The sequence below is a fragment of the Brevundimonas sp. genome, from assembly GCF_051858995.1.
Lineage (GTDB): Bacteria > Pseudomonadota > Alphaproteobacteria > Caulobacterales > Caulobacteraceae > Brevundimonas.
Genome location: NZ_JBHYGN010000010.1, coordinates 50,730 through 75,155, shown reverse-complemented (window position 1 = coordinate 75,155; position 24,426 = coordinate 50,730). Strand labels below are relative to the sequence as shown.

The following is a 24,426-nucleotide window of genomic DNA, read 5'->3' as shown; positions in this document are numbered from 1 at the left end:
GCCCTCCTTGTACTCCTGAAAACAAGAACCGGGCGCCGCCCCTCCGGCGACGCCCGGCAGTCCGGTTACGCTATCAGTAGCGGAAACGCATCCGCAGGCTGAAGCGACGGTCATCGACCTGATAGTCGCGGTAGCGGTTCTCAGTGATCTGATACGTCTGGAACTCCTGGTTCAGGATGTTCTGCGCATCGAAGGTGATCGCGACCTGCTCGTTGATGTCGTAGGTGATCGACCCGTCCAGCACGCCATAGGCCGCGCCGAAGATCGGCAGTTGGCCGGTGCCGACGCCCTGGGTGGTTGTCAGATAGTCATCGCGCCAGTTGTAGGCGAGACGCGCGTTGAACCCGTACTTCTCGTACAGCAGGACGAGGTTGTAGCTGTTCTCCGACAGCCCCTGGATCGGCACGCTGATCGCGGCCCCACCCGTCTGGGCGTTGGCGGCGATGGTCGAGGCGTTGGAGTCGATGAAGGTGTAGTTGGCCTGCACCCCGAAGCCATCCCACGGGGCCGGCAGGAAGTCGAAGAAGCGCTGCCCGCCGATTTCGAAGCCTTGCAGCTTGCCCTCATCCACGTTGTTCAGGCGCTGTATGTTGAAGTCGACGTCGCCAATGCCCGGCAGGTTGTAGGTCTCGAGGAAGGTCTCGGTGAAGAACAGGTCCTCGATGTCCTTGCGGAACACCGTCGCGTAGACGAAGCCGACCCGCGAGAAATACCACTCGATCGACGCGTCGAAGGCGTTGACCATCTGCGGCTTCAGGTTCGGGTTGCCGGTGGCCGTACCGGTGCCCGGGACGCCCGGCGCCGGCACCGGCGAGGGATCGCCCGTGGTATAGGACGGGCTGATCGAGAAGGTCGCGTTCAGCTGGCCGAAGTCCGGCCGCGCCATGTTCCGCGAGGCGGCGAAGCGCAGCTGCAGTTCCGGCGACAGGTGCAGACGCAGGTTCAGGCTGGGCAGGACCTCGGTGTAGTCCTGCTCGCCCACGATCGGGGTGACGATCGTCAGCGTCGGCGCGCCTGGGCCGCCCGGCGTCGGCACGAAGGCCGGATCGCGATAGTTGATCGTCTGGAAGCCGTCCGAGGCCGACTTGGTCTGCACGACGCGGACGCCGAAATTACCATCCCAGTCGAAGCCGAACGAGGTGGCGCCGAAGCGCAGCACGCCGTAGGCGGCCAGGGTCTGCTCCGAAATGTTGGAGGTCTGGGCCGCAGGATCGTCGAAGTCACGGAAGCCGACGGTCTGGTTGATCGGCGCTTGGCCGAGCATGTCGAACACGGCCTGCGGATTGCGGACCTGGTTCAGGCCCCACATCCAGACGTCGCCGAACACATTGGAGCCGTCGCCGCCCAGCAACGAGTTGGTGTAGGGCGAACGGGTGGCCTGATCCGGGAAGTCGCTCAGGCGATAGCAGCCCCACGGTCCCGACCAGTTGGCGCAGGTCGAGCCGACCGCGGTCCAGGTGCCGTAGGTGGTCGAACGGTTGATCGCCGAGCGGTCAGTGGCGCGAACGCCGGCGCGGAAGTCGCGCAGCACGCCGCCTTCATCGAAGTCCCACTGCAGGTCGGCCCGGCCAGCCCAGCTGTCGGCGTCGTTCAACTCGCGGTACGGCAGGACGGCGGTGAGGCCGTAGTTGTTGATGTCGGCGTAGTAGTTGCCGGTCGCTCCGAACGACGGGATGTCGGACGTCGTGTCGAAGTTGAAGATGTAGTTGCCGGGGAACATCGGCACGCCGTTGTCCTGAGCCCCCGAGGTGTTCGTCAGAACGCTGGCCGTGAGATTCATCGTCTCCTGATAGACGTTGGAATCGATGTACTGCAGGTCGGCGCTGACTTTCAGGCGATCGTTGACCTGCCACTTGCCGCCGATCGAGATGTCGGTGGTGTCGGTCTCGCGGCCGGTCGAGAAGGTGACTGCGTCCACGCCCGGGTTGATGAAGGCGCCCGAGGTGGCGATGCCGTCCTCGACGGTGAAGGTCGCGCCCGGAGCCAGATCCAGCGGCGTGCCGTTGCCGCCGTAGGCGAAGAACGAAATGCCGTTGTCACGGAAGGCATAGTCCGTGCGCAGGGCCTGCAGGTAGAACTCGACATTGTCGCTCGGCCGCCATTGCAGGGCCAGGGCGGCGCTGAAGCGCTCACGGTCGCCGAAGCCGACCTTGAAGCCGCCGCCGTTCGGCAGGGCGACTTCCTGTCCCAGGAAGCCGGGCACGTCGTTGCGAACCAGATAGGGCTCGACCACCGCCAGATCCTGACGGAAGGCGGTTTCGCCGTACGAGACGTTCAGCATGGCGCCGAACTCGCCCACCGAGGTATTCCAACGGTCGCTGACCAGGAAGGACGCCGAGGAGCCGGTGTCGTTGGCCAGATCGTAGTGGGTGCCCGAGACGCTGGCCGAGACCACGCGACCGCGCGCATCGAACGGCAGGCGGGTGCGCAGGTTGATGGTGCCGCCCAGACCGCCTTCGATCATTTCGGCGGACGGGTTCTTGTAGACGTCCACGCCGGACAGCAGGTCGGCGCCGACCTCTTCCCAGCTCAAGCCGCGGCCGCCCGATGCGGAGAAGATGTCCCGGCCGTTCAGCTCGGAACGCACGTTGGTCAGGCCGCGGATCGCGATGCCCGAGCCTTCGCCGTAGTTGCGGGTGATCTGCACGCCCGACACGCGCTGCAGCGCTTCGGCGACGTTCACGTCGGGCAGACGGCCGATGTCCACTGCGGTGATGGAGTCGACGAACTGCTCGGAATTCTGCTTGATCGACTGCGCCGAGGCCAGGCTGGCGCGAATGCCGGTGACGACGACTTCCCCCAGGTCGGAGGTGTCCTCGGTCGAGTCCTGATCCGTCTGGGGCTGCTGGGCGGGAACCGCCTGCGCCATCGCCAGAGTAGGAAGGGCCATCGCTCCGAGCGACAGAATGGATACGCCGCACAGAAGCGCGAGCCGCCGCTCGCCAGTCGATCGAGACATCAGGTTCCTCCCCGTTTGTGCCCTCCAACGACGCTCTATGGGCGCCTGACGAAGGGTTACCTCCCGCAGCCACAAGTCGGCGAACGTGGTTCGCGGGACCTGTCTGCATTTCAAGGATGCAACAAGTTTCAGGGAAAGAAAACCGTTTTCTGATAGCGCTACCATCAGAGGGCGGCAGAAAATGTGCTTCTCACCGGTAAATTTGCTATCAAATATGAACCAAGAGCCCTGAAGGGCCGGGAGGAAATGAGGGACGGGGAATGTCGGACAATCGACTGAGAAGAATCGTCATCGTCGGCGGTGGGACCGCGGGCTGGATGGCCGCCACGGTGATCGCGAAGAGCCTGACGCCGGGCTACTGCGAGATCGACCTGGTCGAATCGCCGGAGATCGGGACCGTCGGGGTCGGTGAAGCCACCATCCCTCCCCTGCTCGCCCTGAACCGTCAGCTCGGCATCGACGAGGACGAGTTTATCCGGCGCACCCAGGCGACCTTCAAGCTGGGCATCCAATTCAGGAACTGGGGCAGGCTGGGCCATGAATATGTGCACCCGTTCGGCATCTACGGCGCCGATCTGGAAGGCGTCGACTTCCATCATCACTGGCTGCGCCTGCGCGACGCGCGCGGGGGGCATGGTCTCGAGGACTATTCGCTGACCACGGCGGCGATGAAGGCGGGCAAGTTCATCCGCCCGGCCACCGACCCGCGCAACGTCCTGTCGCGCATGGCCTACGCCTTCCACTTCGACGCCAGCCTGTACGGCGGCTTCCTGCGCGAGATCGCCATGGCGCGCGGCGTCCGTCGCCACGAGCGCAAGATCGTGGACGTTGAGCTGAACAGTGAGACCGGCTTCGTCGAGGCGCTGAAGCTGGACGACGGCTCGCGGATGGAGGGCGACCTGTTCATCGACTGCTCGGGCTTCCGCGGCCTGCTGATCGAACAGGCGCTTAAGACCGGCTACGAGGACTGGTCGGAATGGCTGCCGATGGACCGCGCCTTCGCCGTGCCGTGCGAGGCCGTCGGCGCCCCGACACTTTATACCCGCTCCACCGCCCACGAGGCCGGCTGGCAGTGGCGGATCCAGCTGCAGCACCGGACCGGCAACGGCCACGTCTTCTGCAGCAGCTTCACCAACGAGGACACTGCCCGCGAACGCCTGCTGCAGAATCTGGACGGCAAGGCGCTGGCGGAGCCGCGGATGCTGCGCTTCGTCACCGGTCGCCGGAAGAAGGCGTGGAACAAGAACGTCATCTGCCTGGGTCTGGCCTCCGGCTTCATCGAGCCGCTGGAATCGACCAGCATCCATCTGGTGCAGACGGGCGTGACGACACTGATGTCATTCTTCCCGGATCGGAACTTCGATCAGGCCGACATCGATCGGTACAACCAGATCATCCAGGAAGAGTACGAGCACGCCCGTGACTTCGTGATCCTGCACTACCACGCGACCCAGCGGGACGACTCGGCCTTCTGGCGGCACGTCGCGGCGATGGACATTCCGGACAGCCTGAAGGCGCGGGTGGAGCTGTTCCGCAGCCGCGCCCGCATCTCTGGCAAGCAGGAAGACCTGTTCGCCTTCACCAGCTGGGTCGCCGTGATGATGGGTCAGGGGATCACCCCGACTGGCCACGACCCCATGGCCGACCAAATGCCGCTGGACGAACTGGAAATGAAGCTGGGCCGGATGCGCGAGGTCATCGGCAACGCCGTGCAGGCCATGCCGACGCACCAGCAGTTCATCGACCGGTTCTGCAAGGCCCCCAATCTTCCCTGATCTGGTCTCGATTGACCCGGAGTTTCCGCATGTCCCTTCGTCGCCTCCTGATCGCCGGTTCGGCGCTGGGCCTTCTGTTCGCCGGTCCGGCTATGGCGGAGGAGCGGGCGCTGGCGTCACCGGACGGCCGCCTGCGGATCGTCTTCGACCAGCAGGCCGACGGCACGCCGGTCTATTCGGTCGTGCGCGAGGGTCAGGCGATCCTCTCGCCCTCGCCGCTGACGCTCGATCTCGACATCGGCGGCGAACTCGGTCGCGGGATGACAGTGACGAACTCCACCATGCGCGAAGGCCGGGACGCCTACGACCTGATCGGCAAGGCTTCCCGCATCGACCATCCGTGGCGCGAAATGAGCGTCGACCTGACCGAGGCGCCGACCGCCGGTCGCCCGGCCCGCGCCATGCGCCTGATCTTCCGCGCCTACGACGACGGTGTGGCCCTGCGCTACGTCGTGCCGACGGATGGCGGTCTGGAGGCCGTGGGGCTGAAGACCGAGAACACCCAGTTCGCCTTCCCCGCCGACTACACCTGCTGGGGACTGAACCTCGGGCGGTTCAACAGCGCCCACGAAGGCGAGTTCGACCCCATCGCCGCCTCGCGCCTGCGCGATCACAACGCCTATGACGCCCCTCTGGTCTGCGAGACCGCCCCGAACGGCCCGGCCTTCGCCCTGGCGGAGGCGGACCTGCATGACTATCCGGCCCTGTATCTGGCCGGGCGCGGCGATGGCGAGCTGGGCGTTCAGGCCAAGCTGGCTCCGCATCCGGACGCGCCGACGCTGGTCGCGCGCACCCGCGTCGGCTCGCCCCTGACCACGCCGTGGCGGGTGATCATGGTCGGCGACAGCGCCGGCGACCTGATCGAGTCGACGCTGGTCACAGACCTGAGCCCCGCGCCGGACTTTGACGCGTCTTGGGTGAAGCCCGGCAAATCGGCCTGGGACTGGTGGAACGGCGGCCTGATCGAAAGCGTGCCGAACTCCGGCATGAACACCGCGACCTTCAAGGCCTTCATCGACTTCGCCGCCGCCAACGGCCTGCACTACATCATGGTCGATGAGGGCTGGTATCGCGGCGCGGGCGGTGGCGGCGTGGTTCGTCCCGGCGTGGACGTCACCCGGACCGTGCCCGAAATCGATATTCCGGAACTGGTCGCCTACGGCCGCGCGCGGGGCGTCGGCGTCCTGCTGTGGCTGAACTGGAAGGCGCTGGACGCCCAGTTCGATGACGCGCTGGACCATTATCAGGCCTGGGGCGTGGCCGGGATCAAGGTCGACTTCATGGACTGCGACGACCAGCCGATGGTCAACTGGTTCCACCGCCTGCTGGGCCAGGCCGCAGAGCACCGGCTGCTGGTCAACCTGCACGGGGCCTTCCACCCGACAGGGCTGGCGCGGACCTATCCGAACTTCCTGACGCAGGAAGGCGTGCTGGGCGCCGAGTACAACAAGTGGTCCAGCCGGGCGACGGCGACGCACAACGTCACCCTGCCCTACACCCGCATGCTGGTCGGCCCGATCGACTATACGCCCGGCGGCTTCCGCAATGTGACGCCGGAGACGTTCCAGCATCGCTTCCTGCTGCCGACCGTCATGACCACCCGCGCGCACCAGCTGGCGATGTTCGTCGTCTATGACAGCCCGCTGGCCGTGGTCGCCGACACGCCCGACGCCTATGCGGGTCAGCCGGAGATGGCCTTCATCTCGCAGGTTCCGACGGTGTGGGACGAGACCCGTTTCCTGTCGGGCGGCATCGGCCAGTCGGTCGTGATGGCGCGTCGCAGCGGACGCGACTGGTACGTCGGGGCCATGACCAATGAGCAGGGCCGGACGGTCAGCGTGCCGCTGGACTTCCTCGGCCGGGGCCGATTCACCGCCACCAGCTATACGGACGGCGCGGCGCCCACGGACGTTGAGATCGGCGACCGTCCGGTGACCTCGACCGACGTGTTGATCCTCGAGCTGAAAGGCAGCGGCGGGGCGGCGGTCAGACTGACCGCGCGCTGATCGCGACTTCCGCCCAGAAAGCAAAAGCCCCGGCCGTCTTGCGACGATCGGGGCTTTCCTTTGGCTCAGACGGCGGCGGTCACCACCAGATCGAATAGACCGCGATCAGGAAGGCGATCACGCCCAGGGCCGCGATGTTGAAGCCCATGGTCGTCTTGTAGCTGACGCCCGCGAAGCTGATCGGCAGGGTGGTCTCTTTCTGCGGGACGATGAAGGAGACGATGATCGCCGCCAGCAGCGAGGCGATGAAGACCACACCCACGCGGTTCATGAACGGCATGGTGAAGGCTCCGGTCGACTGCAGCCACCAGAAGACCCCCGACAGCACCACCGACAACACGGCCCCGGTCAAGGCGCCGGCCTGCGAGGCCTTGGGCCAGAACATGCCCAGCATGAAGATCACCACGATGCCGGGGGTGAAGAAGCCGGTGAACTCCTGAATGTACTGGAAGCCCTGCTCGAACCCGCCCAGCAGCGGGCGGGCGGCGATGACGCCGATGACCATGGCGACCACGGCGGCGATACGGCCAACCGTGACCAGTTGCTTCTCGGACGCGCCCTTGTTGGCCTTGGCGTAGAGGTCGAGCGTGAAGATTGTGGCGATGGAGTTGATCTTGGACGCCAGCGAGGCGACGACGGCGGCCATCAGGGCGGCGAAGACGATGCCCTTCAGCCCGATCGGCAGGAGGTTCATCATCGTCGGATAGGCCTGATCGGGCTTGGGCAGGCCGGGGGCCAGGATCAGGGCGGCCATGCCCGGCAGGACCACGATCACCGGCATCAACAGCTTCAGATAGGCGGCGAAGGCGATGCCCTTCTGGGCCTCCTGCACCGACTTGGCCGCCAGCGCCCGTTGAATGATGTACTGGTTGAAGCCCCAGTAGCTGAGATTCATGATCCACATGCCGCCGATGAGCACCGAGATGCCGGGCAGATCCTTGAAGTAGGGGCTGTCGGGCGAGAGGATCATGTCGAACTTCTCGGGGAACTCGGTGGTCAGACGGCTGAACCCGCCCAGCACGCCCGCGTCGCCACCGATCTGGCTCAGCGCGATGAAGCCGATGATCAGGCCGCCGGCGACCAGCAGAGTGACCTGCACGATGTCCGTCAGGGCCACGGCCTTCAGACCGCCCCACAGCTGGTAAGCCAGGGCGAAGACGCCGATGGCGACGATGGCCCACATCTGGTCCATGCCCGTCACCGTGGTCACGGCGATGGAGCCCAGCCACAGGATCGAGGTCACGTTCACGAAGACGTAGAGCACCAGCCAGAAGCCCGCCATGACGTTGCGGATCGTCGTGCCGTACCGCTGCTCCAGGAACTGGGGCATGGTGTAGATGTTGTTGGCGAGGAAGATCGGCAGGAACCACTTGCCCACAATCAGCAGGGTCAGGGCCGCCATCCACTCATAGGAGGCGATGGCCAGACCGATCAGATAGCCGGACCCCGACATGCCGATGATCTGCTCGGCCGAGATATTGGCCGCGATCAGGGAGGCGCCGATGGCCCACCACGGCAGGGCCTTGGAGGCCAGGAAGTAGTCGGTTGAGTTCTTCTGGGCCCCGCCCTTGTCGCGCGACACCCATTGGGCCAGTGCGAAGATGAACACCGCATAGGCGGCGAGCAGGATCAGGTCGATTGGCGCCAGCGTCATGGTATCGTTTCCCCCGGCCGTCTTCGGCTCAGTGCGCGGACGCTAGGTCCAATTTTCACAATCGGCAATCGCTTTTACAGGTGATAATACATGACTTTGACGCCTGAGGGGGATTCCATGCTGGACAATGTTGACGACGACGGCCGTAAGTACCGCGCTCCCGCGCTGGAAAAGGGGTTGGATGTCCTCGAACTGCTGTCGCAACACGGCGCGCCGCTAACCCCGTCGCAGATGTCGGCCATGCTGGGCCGGTCGGTCAGCGAACTGTTCCGCATGATTCAGGTGCTGGAGTTCCGCGGCTATATCGAGCCGACCTCGTCCGGCTACCGACTCACCAACCGCCTGTTCACCCTCGGCATCGCCCACGGTCCGGCCAAGGATCTGGTCGAGGCCGCCCTGCCCCATATGCGCGAACTGGCGGAGACGACGGTGCAGTCCTGCCATCTGGTGGTCCGCTCGGACGACCAGATCGTGGTGGTGGCCCGCATCGAGGCGCCCGGCGATCTCGGCTATTCGGTGCGCATCGGCTATCGCCGCAGCATCGTTGAGGCGACCTCGGGTCTGCTGTTCTACGGTTTCGCCAGCGAGCGGACCCAGGCGCACCTGCGCGACATCCTGACGGCCCGCCACGGCAAGAAGCGCATCGCCGACTATATCGCCGCCGCCGAGGCCGCTTCCGCCGAGGGCCACGCCGAACGTCCCAGTGACTTCGTGAAGGGCGTCACCGATCTGGTCGCGCCGATCATGGGCGCCGAGGGCATCCTGGCCACGCTAATCACCCCCTATATCGAGCGCATGCCCGCGGTCGGCTCCATGGCGGATTCCGTCGAGCAGTTGCAGCGCGCGGCGGCGGCGATCTCCAACGAGATGGGACATTCAGCCGCCTGACCTCTTATGACGTTGACGAAGCCCTCCCCCGGCGTCATTTTTCACGCACAAAAATCAAGCCAAGAATAAAATCTTGGCTTCAGCCCCTCGGGGCGGCGGGAGTGATATGGCGATCTATCCGGACCTTGAGTACGCGACGGTCATTGTGACCGGCGGCGCGGGCGGCATCGGCGAAGCGATCACGCGCGCCTTCGTAGCGCAGGGCGCGCGCGTCGGCGTCCTGGATCTCGACGTCGCACGCGGCGAAGCGCTGGCCGAAGCCCTGGCCCCGGCGGTCGAGTTCGTCCGCTGCGACGTGACCGATGTCGCGGGCCTGAAGGCCGCCATCGAACAGGTCCGCGCCCGCTTCGGCCCGATCAGCACCCTGATCAACAACGCCGCCCACGACGAGCGCCACGCCACCCTCGAGGTGACGGAAGAGTACTGGGACGGCCGCATGGCTGTGAACCTCAAGCACCAGTTCTTCGCCTCGCAGGCCGTGCTGCCCGACATGATCGCCTCGAAGAAGGGCTCGATCGTCAACCTGGGCTCCTGCTCCTGGATCATCGGCCAGGGCGGCATGCCCGCCTATACCGCCTCCAAGTCCGCCGTGCTGGGCCTGACCCGGTCGCTGGCGCGCGACTTCGGCGAGCATGGCGTGCGGGTGAACGCCGTCGCCCCCGGCTGGATCATGACGGAGCGCCAGCTCGAGCTCTGGGTCACTCCGGAGACCGAGAAGGAAATCTACGCCAACCAGTGCATCAAACGGCCGCTGGTCCCCGACGACATCGCCCGCGTCGTGGTCTTCCTGTCCTCCGACGACGCCTCGGCGATCACCAACCAACACTATGTCGTCGACGGCGGCTGGAACTGACTGAGATGACGAAGCCGCTTCGCTCGCGCGCCTGGTTCAACAACCCGGAAAACCCCGACATGACCGCGCTCTATCTGGAGCGCTACCTGAACTACGGCCTGACCCGTCAGGAACTGCAGTCGGACAAGCCGATCATCGGCATCGCCCAGACGGGCTCGGACCTCAGCCCCTGCAACCGCCACCATCTGGTGCTGGCCGAGCGCCTGCGTGAAGGCATCCGCGAGGCGGGCGGCATCGCCATGGAGTTCCCGGTCCATCCGATCCAGGAGACCGGCAAGCGCCCGACCGCCGGCCTAGACCGCAACCTGGCCTACCTCGGTCTGGTCGAGAGCCTGTACGGCTATCCGCTGGATGGCGTGGTCCTGACCATCGGCTGCGACAAGACGACCCCAGCCTGTCTGATGGCGGCGGCGACCGTCGATATCCCGGCCATCGCCCTGTCGGTGGGGCCGATGCTGAACGGCTGGCACAAGGGCGAGCGCACCGGCTCGGGCACGATCATCTGGAAGGCCCGTCAGATGATGGCCGCCGGCGAGATCGACTATGACGGCTTCATCGAACTGGTGGCCTCGTCGGCGCCGTCGGTCGGCTACTGCAACACCATGGGCACGGCCACAACGATGAACTCGCTGGCCGAGGCGCTGGGCATGTCCCTGCCCGGCTCGGCGGCCATTCCGGCGCCGTACCGCGAGCGGGCGCAGGTCGCCTATGAGACCGGCAAGCGGATCGTGGACATGGTCCGCGAGGACCTGAAGCCGTCGGACATTCTCACGCGCGAGGCCTTCCATAACGCGATCGTGGTCAACTCGGCCATCGGCGGCTCGACCAACGCCCCGATCCACCTGACCGCCCTGGCCCGCCACGCGGGCGTCGATGTGCCTCTGAAGGCCTGGCAGGACGAGGGGCTGGACGTGCCCCTGCTGGTCAACCTGCAGCCCGCCGGCGAGTATCTGGGCGAGGACTATTTCCATGCGGGCGGCGTGCCCGCCGTGGTCGGCGCCCTGATCGAACAGGGCCTGATCGCCGAAGGCGCCATGACCGCCAACGGCAAGACCATGGGCGAGAACTGCCGCGGCAAGGTCTCGGACCTGCCCGACGTCATCCGCCCCTTCGACAACCCGATGAAGACCCGTGCGGGCTTCATGGTGCTGTCGGGCAGCCTGTTCTCGACGGCCGTGATGAAGCTCAGCGTCATCAGCCCCGAGTTCCGCGACCGCTACCTGTCCAACCCCGACGACCTGAACGCCTTCGAAGGCCCGGTCGTCGTGTTCGACGGGCCGGAGGACTATCACCACCGCATCGACGATCCGGCGCTGGGCATCACCGAACAGACCCTGCTGGTCATGCGCGGCGCGGGCCCGGTCGGTTATCCGGGCGCGGCCGAGGTCGTGAACATGCGCCCGCCCGCATACCTGATCAAAAAGGGCATCACGGCGCTTGCCTGCATCGGTGATGGTCGCCAGTCCGGCACCTCGGGTTCGCCCTCAATCCTGAACGCCTCTCCGGAAGCAGCGACCGGCGGCAATATCGCCCTGATCCGCACCGGCGACCGCCTGCGCATAGACCTGAACACCGGCCGCGCGGACATCCTGATTTCGGACGCTGAACTGGCCGAGCGCCGCGCCGCGTTCGAGGCCGACGGCGGCTACAAATATCCGGCGTCCCAGACCCCGTGGCAGGAGATCCAGCGCGGCATGGTCGGCGAACTGGAGACCGGCGCGGTGCTGGAGCCGGCGGTGAAGTACCACCGCATCATCGACAAGTTCGGCGAAGCCCGGGACAACCACTGAGGCTCCACACCTCCTGTCATCCCGGACGCGCGCAGCGCGATCCGGGATGACATGGGTTCAGCCCTGAACGGTCACGTCCATCGACATCGACAGCGTCTCGCCCGGCGCCAGAACGGTCCAGCCGCTGGCCTCGTCCGCGGGCGCACGGGCGGCGTCGGGGCGGTGCGTCACCGGCTCGATGCAGCAGAAGTCGCCGCCCGGCACGAAGATGTGGCGCCAGCATGCGTTGGCTGAGGCCGTGACGGTCGTTGTCCGCCCCGGCTCGGCCAGCACCGCCGCGCCATCGCCGACATAGGCGTGGTCCACGAATGGGGCCTCGGCCACGCGCGGGCCCCAGGACCAGTCATAAACCTCCGCGACCGGCAGCAGGGTCGTCGGAACCTCGTCGACGCCCCCGCCCCAGACCTGCGTCGCATCGAAGCGCAGGCGGGTCTTGTCCGTCACCGGGAAATAGGGGTGCAGGCCCAGCCCGGCGGGCATGGGCGTGTCCCACATATTGGTCATCGAAAGGGCGACCGACAGGCCCGCGTTGGTCAGGCCGAAGGTCTGACGCGCCTCATAGGCCCAGGGCCAGGCATCCGGCGCATGACGATAGACAAGGGTCGCGGACGTCTCGTCCCGAGCCTCGACCGTCCACACACTCAGCCAGCCGTCGCCGTGCAGGGCGTGAGGAGCGAAGGCGGGCTGGACCGGCAGGGCGACCTCTTGCCCCTCGAACGCGAACGCCCCGCCCGCGATGCGGTTGGCGTAGGGCGTCAGAGGGAAGCAGGCCGCCTCCAGCACATTGGTCGAGCCGTCCAGCATCCGCCGCAGGATATCGACGCCGTCACGGGTCAGGGCTCCGATGGCCCCGCCGACCTCGGGCCGCAGGATCAGACGCCAGTCCCCGTGACGCAGTTCGATCACAGCTTCACCCGCGCCTGAGGCAGGCCCGGCGTCTCGACACGCAGGGCGTAGAGGCCGCCAAGGGTCGGCTGCTCGGCGCGCTTGTCGGCATTGCCCAGCCAGGCGGTGGTGCAGAACAGGGTCTGCAGATCATCCCCGCCGAACGCCGCCTTGGTCACCGTCTGGACCGGCAGCTCGATCTTGGGCAGCGGCGAACCATCCGGCGCGAAACGGGCCACGCCCCAGCCGTTGAACAGGCCGACGTGCAGCACGCCGTCCGCGTCCATGCTCGGGCCGTCGGCATAGCCGTCCACGGTCTTCGCGAAGAGGCGCTTGTTGGCCAGATAGCCGTCGTCATGGTCGAAGGCGTAGATGCATTTCTCGGTCGTATCGTGGTGATACAGGACCGAGCCGTCCGGGCTCATGGCCGGGCCGTTGGTGACCCGGTGGCCGTCGTCGTGACGGGTCAGCTCGCCGTCCCGCCAACGATAGAGGGCGCCCGAAACGGTCGCCTCGCTGTCATCCATGGTGCCGAACCACAGAGTGCCGTCCGGCGCGACGAAGCCGTCGTTGATGCGGTTCTGCGGACGATCTTCCTCGACCCGGATCATCAGGCTGAAGGCGCCGGTCTCCGGATCGAACCGGTGCAGGCCGCCACGCACGCCGCAGATCAGGGAGCCGTCCTCGGCTGGCAGGGCGAAGCCGATCTGCTCGGGCGCATCCCAGCTGTCGCGGGCGCCGCCATCCACGCCGTAGCGGTGCAGACGACGGCCCTTGATATCGACGAACCAGACGGCGCGGCGACGGTCGTCCCAGACCGGCCCCTCCCCCAGTTCGGCCTGAAGGTCCCACAGGAGGACGGGCTCGGTTCCGATCTGCATGGGTCAGCCCGCGCTGTAGCTGGTCTTGATCGAGGTGAAGAACTCCGCCGCAGCGAAGCCCTGCTCGCGCGCGCCATAGCTGGATGACTTCGTCCCGCCGAACGGCACGTGATAGTCGACGCCCGCGGTCGGCAGGTTGACCATGGTCATCCCCGCCCTGGCCCGACGCTGAAAGTCGCGAGCGTGCTTCAGGCTGCTGGTGACGATGCCGGCCGACAGGCCGAACTCGACCCCGTTGGCGATCTCCAGAGCCTCTTCATAGCTCTTCACGCGGATGGTCGAGGCGACCGGGCCGAAGACTTCCTCGTTGTTGATCCGCATGTCGGCGGCGGTGTCGGCGATCAGGGTCGGCTGGACGTACCAGCCGGGCTTGTCCAGCTTCAGTCGGTCGCCGCCGGTGACGATGCGGGCGCCCTCGCCGCGCGCGACCTCGACGTAGGTGTAGGAAGTCTCCATCTGGGCCTCGCTGACCGCCGGGCCCATCTGGCTGTTGGGATCCAGAGCGTCGCCAACGCGCAGGGCCCCGACCTTCTCGGCCAGGAGGGCGACGAATTTGTCATGGATGCCGTCCTGCACGATCAGGCGGCTGGAGGCCGTGCAGCGTTGGCCGGTGGCGAAGAAGGAGCCGTCCAGGGCGATGTTCACCGCCCGCTCCAGATCGGCGTCGTCCAGCACGATCAGCGGGTTCTTGCCGCCCATCTCCAGCTGCACCCGGGCCTGACGCTTGACCGCGCCCGCCGCGACGCCCGCGCCGACGCGCTGGGAGCCGGTGAAGGAGACGCCGACGACGTCCTTGTGGTCGACGATGGCCTGGCCGACGCGGCCGCTGCCGATGACCATGTTCAGCACACCCTTGGGCAGGCCCGCCTCATGCAGGATGGCGACCAGCGCCTCGGCCGTAGCCGGGGTCGGACCGGCGGGCTTCAGCACCACTGTATTGCCGAAGGCCAGCGCCGGCGCCGCCTTCCAGGCCGGGATGGCGATGGGGAAGTTCCAGGGGGTGATCAGGCCAAAGACGCCGACCGGCTGACGATAGGTCTGGATTTCCACGCCCGGACGGGTCGAGGCCAGGTTCTGGCCATGCAGGCGCAGGGCCTCGCCTGCGAAATACTTGAGGATGCGCGCGGCGCGGGCGGTCTCGCCGATACCTTCCGGCAGGGTCTTGCCCTCTTCGCGCGACAGCAGGCGGCCGACCTCTTCCTTGCGCTCCATCAGCAGGTTGGAGGCCTTGTCGAGCACGTCCGAGCGCACTTCCGGCGAGGCTTCAGACCACGAGGGGAAGGCCGCCTTGGCGGCGGCGACGGCGTCATCAACGTCCGAGGCCGTGCCGTCCGGCGTGCGGGCCACGACCTCGCGGGTGTCCGAAGGGTTGGTGCTCTCGGCCGGGCGATCACCCCCGACGCGCTCGCCGTTGATCCAGTGCGAAAGCTCGAGGGTGTCGGTCATGGGAGGCATTCCTTGGAGAAGTCGGTCGTACAGGTCGAAGCCCGACGGGCGACGCATCAGATAGGCATCCGAAGCGCCGCCCGCCGTACTCCGTTCGGGGAGAAGCGTCAGCCGGTCATCTCTTCCAGCTCCTTGCCCTTGGTCTCCTTGATGAAGGCGCGGACGAGGAAGATGCTGATCACGGCGGCGGCCGTGTAGAGGGCGTAGGTGCCGACCAGGCCGATGCCCTCGGCCATGCCGGGGAAGCTCTGGACGACCAGATAGTTGGCGCCCCACTGGGCCAGGCCGCAGATGGCCAGGGCCGAGCCGCGCATCTGGTTGGGGAACATCTCGCCCAGCATGACCCACATGACCGGGCCCCAGCTGAAGTTGAAGAAGATGACGTAGAGGTTGGCGGCGACCAAGGCGGTCAGACCGGCGGTGGCGCCGAGGGTCAGATTGCCCGCCGCGTCCGCGCCGGCGCCGCTGAAGGCCCAGGTCATGGCGCCGAGCGTGACGGCCATGCCGGCCGAGCCGATCAGCAGCAGCGGCTTGCGGCCGATCTTGTCGATCACCGCCAGGGCCAGCAGCACCGCGCCGATGGAGACGGCGCCGGAGATGATGTTGCGCTCCAGCGCGACTTCCTCAGACACTCCGGCCAGACGCCACAGGGTCTCGCCGTAGTAGAAGATGATGTTGATGCCGACGAACTGCTGGAAGGTCGCCAGGACCAAGCCGGCCCAGACGATCGGGCGGAAGCCGAACTTGCCGGTGATGTCCCTGAAACTGGGGCGGTGACCCTCGGTGAAGCTGGCGCGAATCTCGCCGATCTTGCGCTCGGCCGCCTCGGCGCCGAACAGCTTGGTCAGGACGACGCGGGCCGCTTCATCCTTACCCTTCATGACCAGATAGCGCGGGCTTTCCGGAATGAGGAACAGGGCCAGCAGGAAGACCGCCGCGGGCGCGGCCTGGGCCAGGTACATCCAGCGCCAGGCGGTCGTTCCGGCGATTTCGCCGAGGCTGCTGCCCGCGTTCTGGGCGAGGAAGTAGTTCACCAGGAAGGCGGCGGTCAGGCCGCTGATGATCATCACCTGCTGCACGGTGCTCATGCGGCCGCGGATCTTCGCCGGGGCGACTTCCGAAATGTAGAGCGGCGACAGCACGCTGGCCGCGCCGACGGCCATGCCGCCCGCGAAGCGCGCGGCGACGAAGATGGCGTGCACATCGGTCACGCCCTGGATCAGGGCGCCGAAGAGGAAGAGCAGCGCCGACACGATCATGACGGTGCGGCGGCCAACCAGATCCGCCAGTCGACCGGCGAAGAAGGCGCCGAAGGCACAGCCGATCAGCAGCGAACCGACCGTGAAGCCCAGCCCGTTGGCGTCCAGATTGAACTGCGCCTGCAGCCCCGCCTGCGTGCCGTTCACGGCCCCGGAATCGTAGCCGAACAGAAGACCACCGATCGTGGCGACGGCCACGATGGCGATGATGAAGCCGATATTGACGCGGTCGTTGCCCGCGATGTCAGGGCCTGAGCCCCCCGTCGGTCCTGCCATTCTCAATCCTCCTCCATGGGGCTCTTGCGGCCCCTGATTTTGAGCGTCGGCCTATCGCCAGCCGGCGTCCACGAAATACTCATGTCCCGTGATGAAGCGGGCGTCGTCGGAGGCCAGGAACATCGCCAGCGCGGCCACGTCGCGCGGCTCGATCCGCCCCTTCAGACACTGCGCCGCGACGATCTCCGCCTCCCCTTCCGGGGTGTACCATTTCATCTGACGCGGGGTCTTCACATTGCCCGGCACGATGCAGGCGACCCGCACGCCGTCGGCGCCCAGTTCACGCGCCAGCGCCCGAGTCATGCCCTCGATGCCCGCCTTGGCGGTCTCGTAGAGTGACAACTCCGGCAGGCCGAGATGCCAGCTGATCGAGCCGAGATTCAGGATCACGCCCTGCCCCGCCGCCTGCATGGCCGGGGCCACCGACTGGGTCGCGAAATACAGGTGACGCAGGTTCACCGCGATCCGGTCTTCCCAATAGGCGGGCGTGACCTCGGCCAGCGCATGGCGGTCGTCGTTGGCGGCGTTGTTGACCAGCACCTCGACCGGACCATGGGTCGACGCGATGTCCGCCAGACAAGCCTGCAGGGCCTCGACGTCGGTCAGGTTGCAGTGATGGAAGACCGGCGCGGGCGACAGATCGGCCAGCGAGGCCTCCAGCGCCTTCGAGTCCTCGACGGCGATGTCCAGGAACACCACGCGGGCGCCCTGCCGGGCGAAGCCCTCGGTCAGGGCCGCGCCGATGCCCGAGCCACCGCCGGTCACCACCACCAGCTTGTCCTTCAGCGACGGATAGATCGCTCCACTCATGCGCTGACCCCCAGCAGGCCGCGTTGCGCGAGGTTGCGCATCAGGGCCGATACTCCAAACACCCACGGCGGCGCCTTGTCCGACGTGGTCACAATGTTCTCCAGCACGCCCAGCTTCGGCGACGACACGCGCACGCGGTCCCCGACCTTGTGAGTGAAGCCCAGCCCCGGCGCGCCACGGTCATCGACCGGCGCGAACATGGTGCCGAGATACAGGGCGAAGCCGTCCGGATACTGGTGGTTGGCGCCCGCCGCCTGCCGGACCAGCTCCTCCGGATCGCGGCTGATCAGGGCCATGTTGCTGGTGCCGTCCATGACGAAACCGTCCGGACCGATGACCTCCAGCCGCACCTCGGCCTGACGCACATCGTCCATGCCGAACCCGTCGTCGAACAGGCGGATGAAGGGACCGATAGCGGCGGAGGCGTTGTTGTCCTTGGCCTTGCCCAGCAGCAGGGCCGAGCGACCCTCGACATCGCGCAGGTTGACATCATTCCCCAGCGCCGCGCCGACGGTGCGGCCGTTCGGGTCACAGACCAGCACCACCTCGGGCTCCGGATTGTTCCAGGCCGAGTTGGGGTGCACCCCGACCTCGGCGCCCCAACCGACCGAAGACAGGATCGGGGCCTTGGTGAAGATCTCGGCGTCCGGGCCGATGGCGACTTCCAGATACTGGGACCACATGCCGTCGGCGATCAGGGCGGCCTTCAGCGCTTGGGCCTGCTCGGAGCCCGGCTGCACTGCTCGGAGGTCGCCGCCGATGCGACGGGCCAGATCGGCGCGGATGCCTTCGGCCGAGGCCGAATCTCCGCGCGCCCGCTCCTCGATTACCCGCTCCATCGCCGAAACAGCGAAGGTCACGCCCGAGGCCTTGATGCACTGCAGGTCCACCGGCGACAGCAGTTCGATCTCGCCGCCGCCCCAGGCAGTGCGGAAATCCATGTCGGCGATGGGGCCCAGGTCCACACCCTCGACCGAGGCGGCGTCAGGACGCGCCAGCAGCTCAGCCATGGTGGGGGCGGTCAGGCTGACGTCGATCAGACGTCCGGCGCGAACCAGCACGGGCGACGGTCCGTCCCCGGTCTGCATGCGCCCTGCCAGTATCGCTTCAGGCCAATCGGCCGGAAGGTGATCCACTATCCGCAACGCTTCCCCCTCGCGCCCCATACGTGCGGGGCGTCAAATGTTAGCGCTAACATTCTTCCGGAAACGAACGCTGTCAAGCGCCCCGCTTGCTGGCTCAGGCGGCGGGGACCGCCGAGGAGTCGCGGACGATCAGTTGGTGACGGATCAGGTGCTGGGCGCCGGTGTCGCCCTCGTCCTCCGTCACGCCGCTCTCGTCGAGCAGGCGCACCGCCATCTCGGCCATCTCGGCGACCGGTTGGCGGATGGTGGTCAGGGCGGGCCAGATTTCCTGGGCCACCGGCGTGTCATCGAAGCCGACCACCGTCAGGTCGCGCGGCACGTCCAGCCCTCGCCGGTGCGCCGCCGCGATGGCCGCCGCGGCCATGTCGTCATTGGAGGCGAAGATGGCGGTCGGCGGGCGATCCGCGGACAGCAGGCGCTCGGCGGCGTCAAAGCCCGAGCGATAGGTGAACTCGCCCGCCTCGATCAGGGCCTCGACCGGCTCGGCGAAGGCCGCGACCTCGGTTTCAAAGCCGATCAGGCGCTCGGCGCTGGCGGTCTGGTTGGCCGCGCCCTTGATGAAGCCGATGCGTCGGTGGCCCAACTCCAGCAGATAGCGGGTCATCTCCGCCGCCGCCGCCAGATCGTCGATGCGGATCGCCGGCGCCGCGGACTTGAAGCGCCCCGGCGCAACGGCCACCGCCGTCAGCCCCCTGGCCTTCACCGCCGCGAGGGCGGCCCAGCTTTCGCCGTGCGGCGGTGGCAGGACGACGCCGGTCACCCCGCCCGCGGCCAGCCGCTCGACGGCGGCGCGCTCGCTGTCGCCATCGGCGTCGCATTTCTCGAGCAGCAGTTGGGCGCCGACCTGATGCGCGCCCTCAAGGGCGCCGAGCAGGAACTGGCTCAGGTAGCCGGCGCTGGGGTTTGAATAGAGCATGCCCAGCCGCCCAGACCCGGCGCGCGCCAGATTGCGGGCGGCGGCGTTGGGCCGATAACCCAACTCCTCAATGGCCGCCTGCACGACCTCGCGGGTTTTCTCACGCACGCCCGGAACGCGGTTCATCACCCGCGACACAGTCATGGGGGAAACCCCGGCCAGACGCGCCACGTCGTCGATCTTGACGGCCTTGTTCACGACCCTGCCCCGCTCATCGAATCCCGCGAAACTAGAGCGTCAGCGCCCGGAGCGCCAACGCCGTCTCAGGCGGCGGACTTCAGCGTCCAGTCCGGGCGCACGAAGTGGCAGGTATAGCCCTCCGGATAACGCTCCAGATAATCCTGATGCTCGGGCTCGGCTTCCCAGAAATCACCCACCGGCTCGACCTCGGTGACGACCTTGCCCGGCCATTTTCCTGAAGCATCAACCTCGGTGATGACCTCCTGGGCAGTCTGCCTCTGGGCTTCGTCGGCATAGTAGATGGCCGACCGGTAGCTGAGCCCGAGGTCATTTCCCTGACGATTCAGCGTCGTCGGATCGTGGATCTGGAAGAAGAACTCCAGCAACTGGCGATAGGTGAGCTCCTTCGGATCGAAGATGATCTCGATGGCTTCCGCGTGGGTGCCGTGGTTGCGATAGGTCGCATTCGGCACGTCGCCGCCGCTGTAGCCGACGCGGGTCGAAATCACGCCCTTGTAGCGTCGCAGCAGGTCCTGCATGCCCCAGAAGCAGCCTCCGGCAAGGACGGCGCGCTCGGTGGTGTCGGTCATGATCGGCCCTTTCATCTCGCGCCCGAACGGCGCGGTTTCGTCGAACAGATAAGCCGTTCGTCGCACAACGGAAGGTCAGCCCCCGATGGTCGAGATTTCGCCTTGATTGGAGGGCTAAGCCCCGAGGGCATGGATGCGACGCCCGACACGCCCGCCGCCGGTCTCGAAGCGGTGTTCACCGAGATGCGCCCGGCGCTGATCCGGCGCGCCTCGGCCATGGGCTTGGCCGGTGACGCCGAGGACGTGGTCCAGGACGTCTGGCTGAGAATCCGCACCGCCGAGGGGCCCATCGCCAACCCGCAGGCCTATCTGCTGCGCATGGTCTATACGGCGGTGCTGGATCGGCGACGGGGCGAACGGCGCGCGGCCGCCCGGGACGCGGCCTGGCTGAGCCCGGCCAATCTGCCGGAAGACAGCGTCGAGACGGCGGACGCCGAGCGCCGCCTGATCGCGGCCGAGACGCTGGCGGCGGTCGAGACCCGGCTCGCCGCCATCGGCGATCCGGCCGCGGCCATCTTCCGGCGACACCGCATCGACGGAGTCACCCAGCGCCTCCTGGCCGAGGAATTCGGCATGGGGCTGAGCACCGTCGAGAAGCATCTGCGCAAGGTCTATGCAGCGCTTCTGGACCTCGAGGAGGGCGGGGCATGAGGCAATTTCGCTTCGGCGGCGTCGTGGAGGCATGGGGATGACCGCCACGAGCAGAATGATCGAACGCGACGCCCTGGACTGGCTGGTCCGGGTCAACGATCCCGACTTTGATCAATGGGACGCCTGGGACGCCTGGCTGAACGCCGACGCGCGCCATGCCGAGACCTATTGGCGGCTGGCCGAAGCCGAGGGGTACGCCGTGGAAGCGCTGAAGACCGCGCCGCGCCGCGCCCTGCCGATGAGGCGCGTGAAGTCCGGCTTCGCTTTCCCGCGACGCGCCACGATCGCGGCGGCGGTGGGCGCGCTGGCGTTGGGCGTGGCCTGGATCGGCTGGAGCAGCCGCCCGCAGCCGTGGCTGGTCGAGACCGCGCCCGGTGAGCATCGGACTATCACGTTGGCGGACGGTTCTCAGGTCGTGCTGGACGGCGGCACCCGTCTGGCCATGGACCACCGCAAGCCGCGCGAAGTCAGCCTTGAGACCGGGCGGGCCCTGTTCGAGGTCGAGCACGACGAGGCCCATCCCTTCCTGGTGCAGGTCGGCGACGCCACCCTGACCGATCTGGGCACCATCTTCGACGTGACCCGCCTGCAGGACGGGGCCCGGGTGTCGGTGTCCGAAGGCAGTGTCCAGGTCGATGCCGGCTCGGCCCGCACCGTGTTGAACCCTGGCGACAGCGTCGTCGCTGGCCCGCGCGGGCTGGAACACGGCTCGGTCGCGCCGGAAGACGTCGACTCGTGGCGCACCGGTCGTCTGTCGTGGAACGATGAACGGATGGCGGTCGTGGCCCAGGATCTGAGCCGCGCCCTGAACCGACCGATCGACGTCGCGCCCGCGCTGACGAACCGTCGGTTCAGCGGCAGCCTGACGACGACCGCTTCTCCCACGGATCAGAAGCGTCGGCTGGAACTGCTGCTGGGCGTCCGGATCACCGAAGAGGGCGACGGCTGGCGGCTGGAGCCGCTCCGGGCGCCGTGACCGTCGCCGCCTGGCTGATGGTCGGGGCGCTGACGGTTCAGTCAGGCGCGCCCCAGACCTTTGACATACGGCCCGGCCCCGCCGTCCCCGCGATCAACCGACTGGCCGCACAGGCCGGGATCGATGTGGTCATCGCCGCCGACCTGACCGGACGGCGCACGCCCGAATTGCGTGGCCGGATGACGGTGCAGAGCGCGCTGGATCGCATGCTTCAACCCATGGACGCACGTGCGGTGCGCATCGGCGATGGCGTCTACCGGATCGAAGCGGCGCCGCCGAGGCCGCCCCGCCCAGCCCCGCCGCCCCGTCCCGAAGAACTTGCGCCAACCACCCTCAGCGAGGTCGTGGTCACCGCCGTGCCGCCCACCAGCCTGCAGGACGGCGCGGGCCGCAGCCTGCTCACGCCCGGCGGTCTGGAACGCGCCGAAGGCGTCGCCGCCAGCGAGGCGGTGTCCGACCTGTCCGCGACCGTGGATTCGACGCGTCAGGGTCTGGGCCGAAACAAGCTGTTCGTCCGCGGGCTGGCGGACTCTGCCATGAACGGCCCGCTGCAGGCGACGGTCGGCCAGTACCTCGGCGACCTGCGGCTCAGCTATGGCTCGCCGGACCCGGATCTGGCCCTGATCGATGTGCGGCGGATCGAGGTGTTCGAGGGGCCGCAGGGCACCCGCTTCGGCGCGGGTTCCATCGGCGGGGTGCTGCGCATCCAGCCCGAGGCCGCGGCCTTGTACGAAACCTCCGCCCGCCTGACGCTGGGCGCCGGCGCGACCTCCGGCGGCGCGGAAAGCACCGAGGCGGCCGTGGTTCTGAACCAGACGCTTGGCGACCAGGCGGCCGCCCGGCTGGTGGCCTATTCCCGCCACGATGGCGGCTTCCTGGACAATCCGGCGCAGGGCCTGCGCGAAACAGACGGGATCGACACCGTCGGCGCACGGGCCTCCCTGCGGTGGACCGACGCGTACTGGACCTTTGATCTGGTCGGCCTGGCCCAGCGGGTTTCCGCGGACGACGCCCAGACCGTCGCCGCCGACGAGATCGCCTTCAACCGCCCCGGACGCGTTCTGGAGCCCTACAAGAGCAGCATCGCCATCGCGGGCCTGACCGCCCGACGGCAGATGGGTGGCGGCGCGACCTTGGTTTCAGCCACCAGCCTGTCGCGACAGGAGCTGAGCGAACGGTTCGACGCCACCCAGCCCGGCGATCCGCTCCCGAGCGTGGTCGACCGGCGCCAGACCATCTTCGCCCTCGCCTCGGAGGCGCGGATCGAAGTCCCCGTCAGCGACGACTGGACCGTGACGGGCGGCGGGACCCTCGCCCTCGGCGAAACCCTGGTCGAGCGGCGTCGTCTGTCCATCGCCGCCACCTCGCTGATGGCGGCCGGCGCCGACTTGCGGCGCACCTTCACCGAGGTCGCGGCCTTCGGCGAGGCGGCCTTTTCGCCGAGTCCCGACTGGCGCGTGGCCCTCGGCGCGCGCCTTTCCGCTGTCCGCATCGACAGCGACTTGCGCGACGTGATGTTCAACATGCGGATCGGCACCGACGATCAGGGCATCACCTATCGCCTGACCCCCAGCCTGTCCGCCCGCTGGGACGCACGCCCCGGCCTGACCTTCTTCGGACGGTTCGAACAGGCCGTGCGCCCAGCCGGGGTGAATGAGGCCGGCGGCGCCTTCTCCCGCTATCAGGGCGACCGGGTGACCCTGCTGGAACTGGGCGCGCGGACCCAGGACAGTTGGAACGACCTGTCCGGCGAAATCTCTGTCGGCTGGATGGACTGGCGCGACGTGCAGGCGGACATCGTGACCGAAGGCGGCGATCTGGTCACCGACAATGTCGGCGACGGCGTGATCCACTTCATCTCGCTGAAGAGCGCCTGGCGACCGACGCCGACCTTCGAGATGTCCGGCGGCGTGTTCCTGAACCAGAGCAGCCTGACCCGAACGCGGTTCAGCACCATCGGCGGCGGGACAACCGACATTCCCAACGTCGCCCCGGTCGGCGCGCAGATGAGCGTTGACTGGGACGCCGGAGAGATCGCGACCCTGCCGCTGCGACTGGGCGCGGACTTCCGCTATATCGGACGGTCCCGACTTGGCGTCGGCCCCATGCTGGACGTGCCGCAGGGCGGCTATGTGCGGTCCGAACTGAGCGCGCGACTGGGCGACGAGCGGCGGTCCGCGACCTTGCGAATCTCAAACCCCTTCGATGCGACCGGCATCCGCTACGGCATCGGGTCGCCCTATCAGCTGTCCCAGCCGCAGGCCGTGCCGATCCGCCCGCTGACGGTCCGCCTGACCTTCGACGCCGCCTTCTGAAGAAAGATCGCACCGGACCGTAAGGCGTCCGGCGATCCCCGGCGTCATCAGGACAGGGCCGCAAGGCCGTAGACTTCTTCAGAGGCCATGGCGTGACGACGACTCTGGTGCTGGCCCACCCGACATCCTGTCGGTTCGTCGCGTCGAATGCCTCTGAGTGAAGGGATGGGC

At 67.4% G+C, this 24,426-nt stretch carries 18 protein-coding genes; 8 read left to right on the top strand and 10 right to left on the bottom strand.

Annotation, left to right across the window (positions count from 1 at the left end):
* Positions 1 to 73: 73 nt before the first annotated feature.
* On the bottom strand, positions 74 to 2,890 hold the full coding sequence (locus tag ACTIEF_RS11485) for a TonB-dependent receptor (RefSeq protein WP_439472277.1): 2,817 nt from the start codon (positions 2,888 to 2,890) through the stop codon (positions 74 to 76).
* Between the two features lie 329 nt (positions 2,891 to 3,219).
* Here ACTIEF_RS11485 and ACTIEF_RS11480 point away from each other — a divergent pair, with 329 nt between their 5' ends.
* Entirely contained in the window at positions 3,220 to 4,734 is a 1,515-nt protein-coding gene (locus ACTIEF_RS11480) for a tryptophan halogenase family protein (protein ID WP_439472276.1), read from the top strand.
* A 29-nt stretch (positions 4,735 to 4,763) separates the two neighbouring features.
* Positions 4,764 to 6,740 (top strand): glycoside hydrolase family 97 protein, encoded by a 1,977-nt coding sequence (locus tag ACTIEF_RS11475; RefSeq protein ID WP_439472275.1) that lies wholly within the window; start codon positions 4,764 to 4,766, stop codon positions 6,738 to 6,740.
* Between the two features lie 79 nt (positions 6,741 to 6,819).
* Here ACTIEF_RS11475 and ACTIEF_RS11470 read toward each other — a convergent pair whose 3' ends face one another.
* Entirely contained in the window at positions 6,820 to 8,394 is a 1,575-nt protein-coding gene (locus ACTIEF_RS11470; RefSeq protein WP_439472274.1) for a sodium/sugar symporter, read from the bottom strand.
* Between the two features lie 117 nt (positions 8,395 to 8,511).
* Between ACTIEF_RS11470 and ACTIEF_RS11465 the strand changes: the two genes are divergently transcribed.
* The 3 genes from ACTIEF_RS11465 (at position 8,512) to ACTIEF_RS11455 (ending at position 11,925) form a co-directional block, all read left to right on the top strand.
* The gene (locus tag ACTIEF_RS11465) at positions 8,512 to 9,282 is read left to right on the top strand and encodes an IclR family transcriptional regulator (RefSeq protein ID WP_439472273.1); all 771 of its coding nucleotides are present in this window, start codon (positions 8,512 to 8,514) and stop codon (positions 9,280 to 9,282) included.
* 106 nt (positions 9,283 to 9,388) lie between these two features.
* Positions 9,389 to 10,135, top strand: coding sequence for an SDR family NAD(P)-dependent oxidoreductase (locus tag ACTIEF_RS11460; RefSeq protein ID WP_439472272.1), 747 nt, complete (start codon positions 9,389 to 9,391; stop codon positions 10,133 to 10,135).
* Between the two features lie 5 nt (positions 10,136 to 10,140).
* Positions 10,141 to 11,925: an IlvD/Edd family dehydratase gene (locus ACTIEF_RS11455; protein ID WP_439472271.1), complete on the top strand. Its 1,785-nt coding sequence runs from the start codon at positions 10,141 to 10,143 to the stop codon at positions 11,923 to 11,925.
* 57 nt (positions 11,926 to 11,982) lie between these two features.
* Here the strand turns inward: ACTIEF_RS11455 and ACTIEF_RS11450 are convergent, their stop codons facing one another.
* The 8 genes from ACTIEF_RS11450 to msrA form a co-directional block, all read right to left on the bottom strand.
* Positions 11,983 to 12,831 (bottom strand): aldose 1-epimerase, encoded by an 849-nt coding sequence (locus ACTIEF_RS11450; RefSeq protein WP_439472270.1) that lies wholly within the window; start codon positions 12,829 to 12,831, stop codon positions 11,983 to 11,985.
* On the bottom strand, positions 12,828 to 13,691 hold the full coding sequence (locus tag ACTIEF_RS11445) for an SMP-30/gluconolactonase/LRE family protein (protein WP_439472269.1): 864 nt from the start codon (positions 13,689 to 13,691) through the stop codon (positions 12,828 to 12,830). The genes ACTIEF_RS11450 and ACTIEF_RS11445 overlap by 4 nt, the downstream gene beginning before the upstream one ends.
* 3 nt (positions 13,692 to 13,694) lie before the next feature.
* A complete protein-coding gene (locus tag ACTIEF_RS11440; protein WP_439472268.1) occupies positions 13,695 to 15,137 on the bottom strand; it encodes an aldehyde dehydrogenase family protein in 1,443 nt (480 codons plus the stop codon).
* 107 nt (positions 15,138 to 15,244) lie between these two features.
* Positions 15,245 to 16,672 (bottom strand): sugar porter family MFS transporter, encoded by a 1,428-nt coding sequence (locus ACTIEF_RS11435; RefSeq protein WP_439472267.1) that lies wholly within the window; start codon positions 16,670 to 16,672, stop codon positions 15,245 to 15,247.
* A 51-nt stretch (positions 16,673 to 16,723) separates the two neighbouring features.
* On the bottom strand, positions 16,724 to 17,482 hold the full coding sequence (locus ACTIEF_RS11430; RefSeq protein WP_439472266.1) for an SDR family NAD(P)-dependent oxidoreductase: 759 nt from the start codon (positions 17,480 to 17,482) through the stop codon (positions 16,724 to 16,726).
* Complete coding sequence (locus ACTIEF_RS11425; protein ID WP_439472265.1) at positions 17,479 to 18,627, bottom strand: fumarylacetoacetate hydrolase family protein; 1,149 nt, start codon at positions 18,625 to 18,627, stop codon at positions 17,479 to 17,481. Before ACTIEF_RS11425 ends, ACTIEF_RS11430 begins: the two co-directional genes overlap by 4 nt.
* Positions 18,628 to 18,721: 94 nt before the next feature.
* Positions 18,722 to 19,741, bottom strand: a complete 1,020-nt coding sequence (locus ACTIEF_RS11420; protein ID WP_439472264.1) for a LacI family DNA-binding transcriptional regulator — start codon at positions 19,739 to 19,741, stop codon at positions 18,722 to 18,724.
* A gap of 65 nt (positions 19,742 to 19,806) precedes the next feature.
* Positions 19,807 to 20,313 carry a peptide-methionine (S)-S-oxide reductase MsrA gene (gene msrA / locus ACTIEF_RS11415; protein ID WP_439472263.1) on the bottom strand — a complete coding sequence of 169 codons (507 nt, stop codon included), beginning with the start codon at positions 20,311 to 20,313 and terminating at the stop codon, positions 19,807 to 19,809.
* A gap of 102 nt (positions 20,314 to 20,415) precedes the next feature.
* Here msrA and ACTIEF_RS11410 point away from each other — a divergent pair, with 102 nt between their 5' ends.
* Genes ACTIEF_RS11410 through ACTIEF_RS11400 form a run of 3 tightly spaced genes read left to right on the top strand, consistent with a single transcriptional unit; the run spans position 20,416 to position 24,255 of the window.
* The gene (locus ACTIEF_RS11410) at positions 20,416 to 20,964 is read left to right on the top strand and encodes an RNA polymerase sigma factor (RefSeq protein ID WP_439472262.1); all 549 of its coding nucleotides are present in this window, start codon (positions 20,416 to 20,418) and stop codon (positions 20,962 to 20,964) included.
* 37 nt (positions 20,965 to 21,001) lie between these two features.
* Entirely contained in the window at positions 21,002 to 21,940 is a 939-nt protein-coding gene (locus tag ACTIEF_RS11405; RefSeq protein WP_439472261.1) for a FecR family protein, read from the top strand.
* Complete coding sequence (locus tag ACTIEF_RS11400; RefSeq protein WP_439472260.1) at positions 21,937 to 24,255, top strand: TonB-dependent receptor domain-containing protein; 2,319 nt, start codon at positions 21,937 to 21,939, stop codon at positions 24,253 to 24,255. Before ACTIEF_RS11405 ends, ACTIEF_RS11400 begins: the two co-directional genes overlap by 4 nt.
* Positions 24,256 to 24,426 lie beyond the last annotated feature (171 nt).